We start from the raw sequence: 12,302 nt of genomic DNA, 5'->3' as shown, positions 1-12,302 counted from the left end.
TCTTTCTAAGTGGTTTCCAAGCCATCAAAAAACTCTATTGGCATTATAGCACAACGCGCTTTAAGAGTAAATAAAAAATGCCGACTTCTCGCAAGTGTCACTCTTCTGCAAGCAGGGCTTTCGTGACACGAAAGCGATTTTCTGCTTGTTGGGGAAACTCCCCAATCCCCATAGAACGCTGCCTACGGCATCGGGCTGCGCATCCGTTCTGGATGCTTTAACGGCAGTTCCTGCCAAAGAAAAAAGTCCGGTGCAGTATGAGCATTACGCCCACACTGCACCGGACATTCCATCATCTACTATTCTCCTTATTTTCTTCTTGCCACACTTCCTGCTCATGCAGCTGCTCTTTCTTCTGTTCGTCCTCTTTCAGGATTTCCTGCACAATCTTCTGCGCCACGAGCCAATCTTGCATTTCCGATTTGGTCTTGCGGTACTCTGCATAGGAGCTTTTCTTTCGTTCCAGGAGCATCGCATACTCTGCGTTCAGCTCGCTGATGCGTGGAAGCTTTTTGTCAGAACCGTTCTCTTTCTTATAGGCATCAAACGCCTTTTTTGCTGCGCTGCGCAAGGCCAGCATATCCCGATGGGCTTCATAGAACTCCCGATTGTAACCGGATGCTTTATAAGCGGCAAAAACATCTTTTGTCTTGGCATAATTGATTAGATGCTTCCGCAGCACCGACACTTCCGACATCCGTGCCTCATCTGCCTTTACAGATTCCAGCACGCATCACATTTTTCAGAAATTCCATCTGCCTTTTCTTTCAGCTCTGCATAGCTCTTGATTCCATGCTCTTCCATGAACATCATCGCTTTCGCCATCTGTTTCAGATTAAAGACTTTTGCCCAGCGCGCATATCCCGCGCCTTTGCCCTCCTGCATTTTGGCACGGACATCAATAAGGAACGACAACTCCTCCTTCTGATGCACCTGTGCCGACCGTGCACTTGTGCGGGTTTTCTCTGCAAATTTGCTTTTATGAACCGCATTCCCTGCAATCACCTCGCAGAGTTCTTCAATCGAATATCCTTTGCCCAGAGAGCGGAAACGAGCAAATCTGACATAACCTTTTCCCCGTAGGGCAGGCTGTTTTCCATCTTTATACTCGTATCCTGCCTCTTGCAAAATTCCAATCAGTTCCCGAAAGTCTTTTGGTTTTCTTGCCAATGCTGCATCAATGGACTCGCAGATTTCATCCCGCTGCGATTTTTTCTCCGGGTATTCCGTTCTCTTCTGCCGTTCTCCATAGGGCTTCCGGATAATGACCGACAACCGGTGTTCCAGGCAGACGATGTCACTGAGCCTCGCCAACGCAAGACCTGACAGACGAAAATCGCGGAATTTTCTGGTGCAGTCTAATGTAGTCGAATTAAAAATAATGTGGTTATGAATGTGCGCACGATCAACATGGGTAGCCACGATAAATGCGTGTTTTCCCTTGGTGAATCGCATGACTGTCTCATACCCAACCTTGTTCGCCTCCTCCGGCGTGATTTCCCCAGGCTTAAAAGATTGCCGAATCTGATATGCAATCACATCATGCGCCTGGGTTCTACCGGTGATATGCTCATACTGCCGTTTAGAAAGCAGAAATTCTTCATCACAGGTCTTTGCGTCACAGGCATACGCGCTGATATATTTTCCATCTTCCGTCTTTGCTGCATTCTCAGAATAATCAGTACGGTCAGCCAGACACTGCTCTACCCTTCCAGATAGGAATCTGCAACGATGTCACTAATCTGCCTGCGTTTTTCCTCCCAGTAATCCCTTGCAAGGCGTTCTGCCGCTTCCATGATATGATTCTCCAGAGACCCGGCACCGGCAGGAACATCAAACGCAGCATCCAGTGCCCGAATGATCGGCTGCTCATGCTCCGCATTCATTTTCCAGAGCTGTACCGGACGGGAATTTTTCCGTTCTCCGGTATCTGCCACATCAAATACATACCGCAGTTTCGGCTGCTCCCCACGCATATCCAAAAGAGCAATGCCCTTGGAGCCACGCTTTACATAGCGGTTCATCCGGTCATTCCAGAGATCGTACTCTGCACAGGCCGTTGCCTCTGGCCTCTGCTTATAGATCATCAACTGCTCCGCAAACGGATACTTATAAAGCCGGGCGGATGTGGTTAGAAACGCTGTCCACTGTTCTTTGCTGCCAGTGATCTGCGCCGCTGCTTCCTGCGCCATCTACATACAATAAGCCGTTTTTGTCATCATCTGTCTTTTTCCTCCTCTCGCTTATTCGTCCGGATACAAATCCAGTGCCTCATATTCTGCATCTGTCATCTCTGCCAGTTTCGCAAGCAGTGAGGCCATCCACCTGCGCAGGTTTCTGTCTCTGCCGGTCAGACTTTTCTGCATCTTTTGAAGCTTTTCGATCAGTCCTGTCTGTGCGCCAGGGCTGTAAAGCATCATGAGCATCCATTCGTCATCCGTAAAACGCATTTATAACTCCTTTTCTTCGCAGCACCTGCGAGGCAGTGCAGGCGGCACCGCCTCCTGCTTTTCCTTCAGCTGATCCAGAACCGATGCTTTCTCTGCCGGTTCTTCCTTCTTTCCGTTATTGATCACTCTGTCAACCATGCCATAATCGTCTTCCATTGCCATTTCTGCAGCTTTCAGGTAATTCTCCGGTTTCAAAAAACTGGGTAGTTCCTTGAATCCGATGGAATCCACATAGTGACAGCTTACAACACCATTCTGCCGTAAAGCCACGATGTCAGACACAGAAAGACTATGCCCAGTAAAATCATCAGGGTGGGAAACATTGAATTTCGCATACAGTTCCTCCAACATCGTATTCTGATCCTTGTAGGGAAGTAGCGGAGCCGTATAAACCACCTCGTAATGGTCAATATCCGGCTCCAGCCCCATCCGTTCCAGTTCGCGCATAGACGAAAAGCGTTCATATACCGTATCCTCGCTGCGGCGAAGCTGCAAAATTGCATACTGGTCGGTAGTACTGTCGAGAAATGCCATCATCTTCTCATCTGGTGCCTGATTTCCATGCACTTCATCCCATTTTTCAATTCTTGCCATCATTCATTTCTCCCTTCTCCATAAACGGCAGTCCATTTTCCTTTGCTTCCTGTCGCTGCTGTTCCCGACGCTTTTCACTGTAAGGCGGTCGGATACCGACGCAGCGTTTCGGAATCGTATAAGTGACCGACCCATGCTCCCGATGCTCTAAAACAAACTGCTCCGGATACTGTTTTCTCAGTTCCCGGAGCTTCTTAATCAGGCGGCTGTCATGGGTGTAAATACTGGCAGTATCCAGTTCATTGTCAAAATTGATGACGGTTTCCTGCTCTGCCTTCGTAAGATTATATTTCATCGCTCCGCCTCCTTCGCCTTAGCAGCTTTCACCGGCGTATCCGTTCTGGAAGACAAATCCGAGAGTTTACCCAGCACAGATTCCCGTCTGCTGATTTCTGCATCCTCTGCACGATCACAAAGTTCATCATAGTCAATCCGCGTCATGGTGCGTCCACCGAATCCATAATCCGAAAGGATCTGGTCTCTGGCTGCATTCATGCTGATTTCCGGGTTGTCGATCTGTCCACCGTCAATTTCCGTGAAGTCCTTATGATATAAGGTATAGTCGTAACCGTCCTCACAGGTCTGAATGGCAAGAAAGCCCTTGCTTCCCAAATCCCATGCGCTGTGTTCCTCCGTAATCAACGGCTCCGGGCGGCATGTGCCCTCGCCGCGTTCCAGCATTTCTGCCAGCTGGCAGATGTGCAGAACATCATACCCCAGGCGCAGATGATATTCGTCCATATATTCACAGCGGGCTGAGAATTTCCGATTCGGATACTCGATCTCCACCGCGCTGCCATCCGGGATTTTGAACCGATCCTCGTAGCTGCTGGTGATAAACCGGATATTTTTAGCATTCTCCAGTTCAGGATCAGCCTTTTTCATCTGCCAAAGAACCTTTCTGCCGCCGTGCATCTACTCCAGAATCTCCGGGGCTACCGGTGCAACAGTAAGACCGTCCAGCTGGGGAATCTCCTTGAGTGCTGCCACCCTCGCACTTTCTTCGAGAGTAGAAAACGGCTGTTTATCCAACATATCCCAGCCAATGTATCCCTCGGCAATCTGCACCTTTCTGTCCATATCAAAGCAATGGAATTCCACGCCCTCCTGCTTTTCCTGCAAGGAAAGCAGAGCGACATTATCCACCAGATAAGCTGCATTCATCATTTTCATGCTCATTTTTTACCTCCAAACTCCAGCTTAAATGCTGCTGCACCGTCCTCGCCGGTCTCTACATGAACGGTTGTGTCATAGTAACGATTGGACTTCTTGGAATAGCAATGTGTAAGCCGTGCTTTTCCCTGATTTACCAGTTGCTTTGCCAGTTCCTCCGTCATCTACTTGCCCAGTGTCTGAAAAAATCTATTATCCTTCCAGAGCGCAAATTTACAGCTCTTATCCCTGCAAAACCATCCCTTTGCCGTTTCGCAGACATCACTGCCGCAGGCCGGGCAGGAACCAATGACTTTGCGTTCCGGCTGCTGCATCAGCACATCGGCTCCTTTTACAGCCTCGTAGGTTTTAACAAGTCCGTTGACCATGCTGCTGATTTCGTCCATAAAGGCATCACTGTCATACTCGCCGTGTTCTATTTTCAGCAGTTTTTCCTCCCAGTCTGCCGTCATAGATGGGGACTGAATCTGTTCCGGCACCACCGTCACCAGCGCATTTCCCTTGTCCGTAGAGCAAAGGTATTTCGTTTTCTTATCACCCCTGCGCTCGATAAAGCCTTTCTGTACCAATTTTTTCGATAATGGCAGCGCGTGTGGCTGGTGTGCCGATGCCTTTTCGCTCTACGCCGGCCGGAAATTCATCCGAGCTGGAACTCTCCATCGCTGAAAGCAGAAGATCTTCGGTAAACCTCTTGGGTGGGCTGGTCTTACCTTCTTTCAAATCGACACGGGCAAGTTCCACTGTCATGCCTTCCGAAAGCTCCGGCAGTTCACCTGCCTCCGCATTCTTCTCAGCCTCTTCACTTGGCTTTCCTGCATATCGTCTCCAGCCCATATCCGTGACTGTTTTGCCTTTTGTACGGAACTTCTGACCGGCGCACTCCACTTCTACTACGGTTTCTGCATAGAGGCAAGGTGTTCCGACTGCACAAATCAGCCGCACCGCCAACAGAGTAAGAATCGCCTGTTCTCCACTGGGAAGAGAGAAAATATCATAACCTGCCGCTGTTTTTGTAGGAATAATGGCATGGTGATCGGTGACTTTCTTGGAATTGATGACCTGCGCTGCATTCACCGGTGCCAACACATCCGGCTGAATCTGAAAGCTCTGCTGGATCACAGAAACAAGTTCCGGTACCAGCGGTGCCATATCATCCGTCAGATACCGGCTGTCGGTACGGGGATAGGTTACGAGTTTCTTCTCGTACAGAGCCTGTGTGTAATCCAGGGTCTGCTGGGCAGTGAATCCCAGCTGCCGGTTTGCTTCTCTCTGAAGCGAGGTCAGATCAAACAAGGCCGGGGGCTTCTCTGATTTTTCTTTCTGCTCCACCTTAGTAATGATGGCACTTCCCGCCTGACAGCACTCTGCCACCAGTTTTTCTGCTTCTGCTTTTTCTTTCATCCGCTCACCGCCCGCTTGGAAATCCCGGAATTTTAATTCTGCCGAGTAGAATGGTTCCGACTTGAACGCCCGAATAGCTGCATCCCGCATGACCACCATCGCAAGCGTTGGTGTCATCACGCGCCCCACATTCAAGGTCTGCCCATACAGACATGAGAAAAGCCGGGTGGCGTTGATTCCGACAATCCAGTCGGCACGCTCCCGGCATAAAGCCGCCTCATATAAGGCATCATATTCAGTTCCCGGTCTGAGCTTCTGAAAGCCTTCCCGGATAGCACTGTCCTCCATTGAGGAAATCCAAAGGCGTTCCACCAGCTTTTTGCAGCCACACTGATGGTAAACCAATCGAAAAATCAGTTCTCCCTCACGCCCTGCATCGGTTGCACAGATCAGGCTCTCCACATCTTTCTGCTGCATGAGCTTTTTCAGGATTCCAAACTGCTTTTTCGTGCTGGCGAACACCTGATACTGCCAATGTTCCGGCAAAATTGGAAGATCATCATACCTCCACTTGGCATACTTTTCATCATAGGCTTCCGGCTGGGAAAGTTCCACCAGATGCCCACACCAACTGACAAGGTAGCCATTGCCCTCCATATAACCGTCCCCTCGCTGATTTGCCCCGATCACCTTCGAGAGACTCATGGCAACCGAGGGCGTTTCCGCTAATACAAGCTTCATTCGATACTGCTCCTTTCGCAAAAAAATTAGCAGCCAAACACCGAAGCGCATGACTGCTATGTAAGGAATGGTATTCTGTTTTAGGTTTACAAACTGGAATTTGACTTGCCTATTTTCTTAAAATCTCATGTGGAGCTTCTATTTCATTTGCCAAGGTATGCTCTGTTAATTCTGACATCAATTTCAATTTTTTATTAATCAATGGTCGCATACAATTAGGAACATGTTCCTGATGCGCTCTGTGGATTGCTACACATTCCTTACAGTTTCCGTGATAACGACAGGCTTTCAGGCAAGGACAGTGATCTTTGTCTTTATACTCCTTACGAAATTCCGCTGCAAATTCTTCTTGCAGTCTCAGCCCCTCGACACGGTTTCCCTTATGAAATTCTACCATTGCATCCAGTTCTTTCTGTTTCCCTTCAATCTTCATGTTATTATAGCGCCTCCATTTCAACTATTCCTCATTTTCTGATAAATTCCGATTTGTATCGCTGTTCTTACTTTCTATTTTATCAGATATCGCCTACGGATTCCATAGCTTCATAGCTCAAAATAGTTCATTCGCAAAACATTTAGCTATGTAAAAGGGACGGCTTCTCAGCCGCCCCACCGGTCAACGCTGCGTTAATCAGACAGGTTCATCGTCCGATTCTGCTTCGTAATCCTCGTTGGCATCCACTTCTTCGTCCTCGTCACCATCATCCTCCGGCAGCTGGAGTGCATCTTCATCCTCATCATGATAATCTGCATCAGGGTCTGGCTAATTTTTCTTGGATGCAGGCTTTACGCCCCTCATCTTGATATAGAGATAGCCGCCGACACCGGCTGCTCCAATTACAAACAGAAGCAGCATAATCATCGGAAGCGGAGAAGCTTTCTTCTGCTCGCTCTCTGTTTTCTTTTCTTCTGGTGCAGGTTCCGTCTTCTGCTCACTCTCTGTTTTCTGCTCTTCCGGTGCAGGCTCCGTCTCCTGCGGCTTTTCGGTTTCCGCAGGTTCCGTGACTTCCGGCTCCTTCTCCTGATACTTGGCGGCTTCCTCTTCATCCATCAGCGCAAGCAAATCGGCCTCATCCACCATATTCAGGAAATGCACATTCTGGTTGCCGTCTTTATCGCGGTCGATAATCAGATAGAAGGTGTTGCCCGCCTTTGTCACCAGCGTGATGAACTGCTGGCTGGATTTATCTTCTTCCTCACCGATATCGTCCACCAGCGTCATATTGCCTTCCGGGGTCAAAGCTGTACTGGATTCCTTTTCACTCTCGGATGACAGTCCGCTCTGCGTCAGATCCAGAAACAGCTTCAGAGCATCTTCACTGAACATGCTGCTGTCTTTTGCAGAATCCGTGACATTCAGGTACTTTTCATGTGCATACCCGGTTTTGCCGTTGAAGTTCACCTTATACCAGTCACCGCATTTTTCGACAATCTCCACTGTATCGCCGGAATGCAGATACCCAATAATCTCCTGATCCATGCCGGGACCGGAACGAAAATGCAGGCTGGTGATACCCGGCACCACCGTACCAGTCTGCTTTTAGGACTTTTCGCCGCCGATGTTGTATTCTTTGCCGCCCACCGTAACGATCAGGTTCCCATCCGCATCCGTAGCGACTTCGTAGCCATCCGGCAGCACCTGCATATCCGGGTCGATTTCGATGTTGCCGTCACAGTCTGTTTTCCCTGCATTTGCGCTTTCCGCCACATCTGCTTCCTGAGCAGCAGTACTGACAAACGTATTCTTCTGCCCATCCTCACCCGTATAGGCAAATGCAGTAGTCGTAAAGGTTCTTGCCGCCAGCAGCTCGTCTCAATGGAAGCATAGGAAATTGGGTTTCCGCAGTGGATCATCATCCCGTTGCCGACATAAATGCCCACATGGGATGCTCCGCTGGTGTTGTAGGTTTTCTGGAAGAAGATCAGGTCTCCGGACTTTGCTTCACTCTTTGGGATAATGTCGCATTTCCCCATCAGACCGTTGGCCGTTTGCCTGCCTACATTCCAGCCATTGCCGCAGTGGTTGATGACCCAGCTGACAAAACCGGAGCAATCAAAGCTCGTGCTCGGTGAACTGCCGCCCCAGACATAGGGATAACCGAGATATTTCTCTGCTTCGGTAATCATCTTTCGGAATTTCTCATCTGCTGTTGCCACATGGTGTGCTTCCTTTTCATCCTGCCGAAGCAGTGCCTCGTACAAGTCCTGCAACACCGGCATATTCTCCGGCACCGGGTTCTCAAAATAGGTCTGGTAAATCTGATAAACACAGCGGTCGATGACTGTCTTTTCTACCGGCTGCAAGCCTTCCTTGCCGCCCACGATCAGCTCGCACAGGGACAGGATAAAATCTGCTTTCAGGGCAATCGGATTATCCTCTTCCAAATAATTCGCGTTGATGTCCATCGGATTGATATACTGCGTACTGGAAGGGCTGATTTTAATAACCTGCCCCTCAAATTTCTGCACCAGTGCCGTGTACTCGGCTTCCGGATCGCACACGATTACATCATCATCCGTCACCAGAAACGCATTGGCGATTTCACGCTTGGCAGAAAAGGATTTACCGGAACCGGGGGGTACCAAGGATCAGCCCATTGGGGTTTTTGAGCTTTTTCCGGTCAACCATAATCAGGTTGTTGGACAGCGCATTCATCCCTCCGAATTCACAAAGGTATCGAAGTAGTCTGCCTTGGGCTGCGCCGCATCCAGCTGTTTGCGGATACCCTCAAGCTGCCCCCTCTCGGCTACAAGCTCCTTTGCCAGGGTGTAGATGACCTCCGGATGCTGAATCACCTGATCCAAAATGGAATCGCTCATATACACTCCATACTTTCGGATGGACGGGAGAACTTTATCAAACACCCAGTGCTCAAATCGTTCTGCCGATTGCAGTTTGCTGTGGACGATCAGCCGGTAAACATCGCCTTCCGTAATAAAGGAGATTTCAACGACCTGCTCTCCAGCATCCCCATACTGATTCACCTTCTGAACGACCCCCTTGCGTTTCATTAGGAGGCCTCTGCAATGGCGTTTCACAGCGGCGTAGGGATTCACATACCCCAACGCTTTCGCCACATCGCTTGCGCAGAAGAAGGTCTTGCCTGCCTCCTGTAACAACCGGATCGAACCAAACTCCTGGTTCTCAAACACCTCCATCATCTGCCTCGACTGTCCGCCATGACTGCCCACATCGGTGTCATGGGACTTCTGATTGAAATCCGTCATACCTGTTACCTCCTACTCAAATTTGTCTCGCCGGATTTCGGGCGAAAAAAATAGAGCCTCGACCCATTCTCGTTTTCAAAGAATGAGCCAAGGCTCTATGTAAATCAGTCAAGTATGTGTTCGTCCGTCGATGGCAAAATTGGATTGCATTTGCTCCTATTGTCCACCAGTAATTTGACCCATAAGAGGTCAAAATGGGCTTGTCCACCAGTAATTTGACCACTATAAACCCATAAATTTCCGTTCAAATTCCATCAAAACCGAACAGTCCAGACAGAATTTTGGGCATAGAAAAAGCCCGAAAAATGGCATATTTTCCGAGCTTTTTTAGCATTTTGAAATTTTCGATTATCTCTTTGAGAACTGTGGAGCACGACGAGCGGCTTTGAGACCGTACTTCTTACGCTCTTTCATTCTAGGATCTCTTGTGAGATATCCTGCTCTCTTAAGAACTGGACGGTACTCAGCATCTGCATGCAAAAGTGCTCTTGAGATACCATGTCTTACAGCACCTGCCTGACCTGTAAATCCACCACCGTGAACATTTACAAGCACATCGAACTTGTCAACTGTCTCTGTTGCTACAAGTGGCTGACGAACTACAACCTTGAGTGTCTCAAGACCGAAGTAGCTGTCAATATCTCTCTTATTAATTGTGATCTTACCTGTACCAGGTGTTAAATATACTCTGGCGATAGACTTTTTTCTTCTACCTGTTCCATAAAACTTATCGTTAGCCATTACTCTATTCTCCTTTTTGAACCGTTATTAGCCTTTGATTTCCATAACTTCTGGCTTCTGTGCAGCGTGTGTATGCTCAGCACCAGCGTATACATGAAGCTTTGTGTATAAAGATCTTCCAAGTGGTCCCTTTGGAAGCATTCCCTTAACAGCGAGCTCGATAACTCTCTCTGGCTTCTTAGCTAAGAGTTCACGAAGTGTTGTCTCCTTCATACCACCAACATACTCTGAATGTCTGTAGTAGATCTTCTGGTCTAACTTCTTACCTGTTACCTTAATCTTATCTGCATTTACAACAATTACATAATCACCGCAATCAACATGTGGTGTGTAGATTGGCTTATTCTTTCCACGTAATACATTTGCCACCTCTGAAGCAAGGCGTCCCAAAGTACATCCCTCGGCATCGACAACATACCACTTTCTGTCGATCTTATCCGGATTAGCCATAAAAGTATTCATCATTGACCTCCATTAACTTGAACAGTTAGTTTTTCTATTTATTGACGTAATGTATGGATAAATGCTTTCCGGGGCATTGGAAGAAGCATCAATCTCTAATGTTACAGCAATAGATTATACTCGTTATCTTATTCTGTGTCAATACGGTTTTTCAAACAAAATGAATATTCTTTCTCTTTTTATCCCAAGAAAATAGGAGTACAATAGTATAGTATCATTATGTTTACTTTTAAAAAATGAATACATACTATCATAGGGAGAATAAAAACAAAAAATGGAATTAGGCAAATCTTATCTCATCAAAAAAGATATCTTTTCATTTACAAGCGGAGAAATTTGGAAATTAGGCAATCAAGGATATCAAGCCTATTATGGCGAATACAATTTTATCTTTACAAATGATAAAAATCAAAAAAAATGGTTGATTTTACGAAACCATTCTGATGAAGATATGGAAATATATCATCATTTAGATATGTACTTTATGGAAACTACTGATAAGGAGACAAAATGCTAACTTGGAGTGGAATACGAAAAAAGCTAGAAAAGGAATATCTAGCTCCATGTCTACAGGGACATATCCAATACTACGCAACATCATATAGTAAAAGCCCAGATCACGAAGGAAGAGCAGCTATCAGATATGATGGAAAAGAAATAATCAAGGGCTGTTATTACAATAATTGGACAAAAGCAAATCAATTCCCAAAAGACGAAAAATATAAAAAGCGTATGAGAGAGGAATTTGCATTTATCGACGACACTGCAATCAAATTGGGCATATTTGATCAACGCTGTTTTTATACTGCCTTCTATGAATTTGACAATCAAAGTATCGAAATGAGTCTAAATAGCGAAAACTTGCTGGTAAGAATATTTGCAATTTTAGATAGACGAGTTGGAAAAAGAAGATTGACTTCAATCAGAAGAACGATTGAAAAAGATGAATCTATATCCAATGTGTTTAAAGAATTTTTTGCCATTCGAATAAAGGCTGAAGGTATGATATTAGAAAAAAATTTGAGTAATTAAGTGATTGAGTAATTGAGTAATTGACTAAATTGACTAAAATTAAAGAGGACAACACTATGGATTTTTATATAGCTGAGGAGGGAATCCCTCTAACCATTGGTTGTGAAGATACAACAATTGCATATTATGGAAGTGAAATAGAATTACATTATGAAACAAAGTCTTCCAATGGCAAACTTATTTTCTCTGCAAAACTGCCGATACTAAATGTAGAGCTTCCATTTTGGATTTTTGGTGAACAGCTAATATTTTTAGATGCATACTATTTATTAACTGAAATCGTTGACAAAAATACACAGATTCCAATAACAAGTACTCTCATCAACATCCACACAGGAAAATACGCAAAACTAGATCACTATTATCCTCATATAACTATTGATGAAGAAGTAAAACTTCAAACTGATGATGGAAATATTCTGATTTTAAGAGATATAGATAACCTGAAATGGATAAATATAGAATAAAAGATTAATAAAAAATCATACGCTGGGCAATTGTCCCAGCTTTCTTATCGCTGGGGCTTGCTCATAACGTATT

Annotated in this window: 9 protein-coding genes and 9 pseudogenes; 3 read left to right on the top strand and 15 right to left on the bottom strand. The window is 46.3% G+C overall.

Annotated elements, in window-relative coordinates; all coding sequences use genetic code 11:
- Nucleotides 1-98 precede the first annotated feature (98 nt).
- From J5A74_06385 to rplM, 15 genes and pseudogenes are all read right to left on the bottom strand, one after another.
- Nucleotides 99-293: pseudogene (locus tag J5A74_06385) on the bottom strand (hypothetical protein).
- Nucleotides 293-1,695 (bottom strand): annotated as a pseudogene (locus J5A74_06380) (relaxase/mobilization nuclease domain-containing protein). Before J5A74_06380 ends, J5A74_06385 begins: the two co-directional pseudogenes overlap by 1 nt.
- Before the next feature lie 11 nt (nt 1,696-1,706).
- Nucleotides 1,707-2,222: pseudogene (locus tag J5A74_06375) on the bottom strand (hypothetical protein).
- A 21-nt stretch (nt 2,223-2,243) separates the two neighbouring features.
- Complete coding sequence (locus tag J5A74_06370) at nt 2,244-2,450, bottom strand: transposon-transfer assisting family protein (protein QUI95043.1); 207 nt, start codon at nt 2,448-2,450, stop codon at nt 2,244-2,246.
- Nucleotides 2,451-3,044, bottom strand: coding sequence for a DUF4316 domain-containing protein (locus tag J5A74_06365; protein QUI96840.1), 594 nt, complete (start codon nt 3,042-3,044; stop codon nt 2,451-2,453).
- Nucleotides 3,031-3,339, bottom strand: coding sequence for an immunoglobulin (locus J5A74_06360; protein ID QUI95042.1), 309 nt, complete (start codon nt 3,337-3,339; stop codon nt 3,031-3,033). Before J5A74_06360 ends, J5A74_06365 begins: the two co-directional genes overlap by 14 nt.
- Nucleotides 3,336-4,223: pseudogene (locus J5A74_06355) on the bottom strand (hypothetical protein). The gene J5A74_06360 and the pseudogene J5A74_06355 overlap by 4 nt, the downstream one beginning before the upstream one ends.
- Nucleotides 4,220-6,299: pseudogene (locus J5A74_06350) on the bottom strand (DNA topoisomerase 3). The pseudogenes J5A74_06355 and J5A74_06350 overlap by 4 nt, the downstream one beginning before the upstream one ends.
- Nucleotides 6,300-6,408: 109 nt before the next feature.
- Nucleotides 6,409-6,732, bottom strand: coding sequence for an LPS biosynthesis protein (locus J5A74_06345; protein QUI95041.1), 324 nt, complete (start codon nt 6,730-6,732; stop codon nt 6,409-6,411).
- A 198-nt stretch (nt 6,733-6,930) separates the two neighbouring features.
- Nucleotides 6,931-8,106: pseudogene (locus J5A74_06340) on the bottom strand (DUF4366 domain-containing protein).
- Nucleotides 8,094-8,426, bottom strand: a pseudogene (locus tag J5A74_06335) (C40 family peptidase). The pseudogenes J5A74_06340 and J5A74_06335 overlap by 13 nt, the downstream one beginning before the upstream one ends.
- A gap of 18 nt (nt 8,427-8,444) precedes the next feature.
- Nucleotides 8,445-8,958, bottom strand: a pseudogene (locus J5A74_06330) (DUF87 domain-containing protein).
- Nucleotides 8,958-9,527, bottom strand: a pseudogene (locus tag J5A74_06325) (Bro-N domain-containing protein). Before J5A74_06325 ends, J5A74_06330 begins: the two co-directional pseudogenes overlap by 1 nt.
- A gap of 348 nt (nt 9,528-9,875) precedes the next feature.
- Nucleotides 9,876-10,268 carry a 30S ribosomal protein S9 gene (gene rpsI, locus J5A74_06320; GenBank protein QUI95040.1) on the bottom strand — a complete coding sequence of 131 codons (393 nt, stop codon included), beginning with the start codon at nt 10,266-10,268 and terminating at the stop codon, nt 9,876-9,878.
- Nucleotides 10,269-10,295: 27 nt separating this feature from the next.
- Nucleotides 10,296-10,730 carry a 50S ribosomal protein L13 gene (gene rplM / locus J5A74_06315; GenBank protein ID QUI96839.1) on the bottom strand — a complete coding sequence of 145 codons (435 nt, stop codon included), beginning with the start codon at nt 10,728-10,730 and terminating at the stop codon, nt 10,296-10,298.
- Nucleotides 10,731-11,004: 274 nt separating this feature from the next.
- Between rplM and J5A74_06310 the strand changes: the two genes are divergently transcribed.
- From J5A74_06310 to J5A74_06300, 3 genes are read left to right on the top strand one after another with little or no spacing between them, the layout of a single operon-like run.
- Complete coding sequence (locus tag J5A74_06310; protein ID QUI95039.1) at nt 11,005-11,247, top strand: phosphohydrolase; 243 nt, start codon at nt 11,005-11,007, stop codon at nt 11,245-11,247.
- Nucleotides 11,241-11,762, top strand: coding sequence for a hypothetical protein (locus J5A74_06305; GenBank protein ID QUI95038.1), 522 nt, complete (start codon nt 11,241-11,243; stop codon nt 11,760-11,762). The genes J5A74_06310 and J5A74_06305 overlap by 7 nt, the downstream gene beginning before the upstream one ends.
- A 56-nt stretch (nt 11,763-11,818) precedes the next feature.
- Complete coding sequence (locus tag J5A74_06300; GenBank protein QUI95037.1) at nt 11,819-12,229, top strand: hypothetical protein; 411 nt, start codon at nt 11,819-11,821, stop codon at nt 12,227-12,229.
- Nucleotides 12,230-12,302 lie beyond the last annotated feature (73 nt).

The sequence above is a fragment of the Lachnospiraceae bacterium oral taxon 096 genome (genome assembly GCA_018141845.1).
Taxonomy (GTDB): domain Bacteria; phylum Bacillota; class Clostridia; order Lachnospirales; family Lachnospiraceae; genus F0428.
This window is presented reverse-complemented; position numbering and strand designations above follow the sequence as displayed.

Excerpts from the sequence above, each read along its gene's own strand:
- J5A74_06345 (QUI95041.1), bottom strand. The coding sequence starts at position 6,732 with ATGAAGATTGAAGGGAAACAGAAAGAACTGGATGCAATGGTAGAATTT.
- J5A74_06365 (QUI96840.1), bottom strand. The coding sequence starts at position 3,044 with ATGGCAAGAATTGAAAAATGGGATGAAGTGCATGGAAATCAGGCACCA.
- J5A74_06360 (QUI95042.1), bottom strand. The coding sequence starts at position 3,339 with ATGAAATATAATCTTACGAAGGCAGAGCAGGAAACCGTCATCAATTTT.
- rpsI (QUI95040.1), bottom strand. The coding sequence starts at position 10,268 with ATGGCTAACGATAAGTTTTATGGAACAGGTAGAAGAAAAAAGTCTATC.
- J5A74_06370 (QUI95043.1), bottom strand. The coding sequence starts at position 2,450 with ATGCGTTTTACGGATGACGAATGGATGCTCATGATGCTTTACAGCCCT.
- J5A74_06300 (QUI95037.1), top strand. The coding sequence starts at position 11,819 with ATGGATTTTTATATAGCTGAGGAGGGAATCCCTCTAACCATTGGTTGT.
- J5A74_06310 (QUI95039.1), top strand. The coding sequence starts at position 11,005 with ATGGAATTAGGCAAATCTTATCTCATCAAAAAAGATATCTTTTCATTT.
- rplM (QUI96839.1), bottom strand. The coding sequence starts at position 10,730 with ATGAATACTTTTATGGCTAATCCGGATAAGATCGACAGAAAGTGGTAT.
- J5A74_06305 (QUI95038.1), top strand. The coding sequence starts at position 11,241 with ATGCTAACTTGGAGTGGAATACGAAAAAAGCTAGAAAAGGAATATCTA.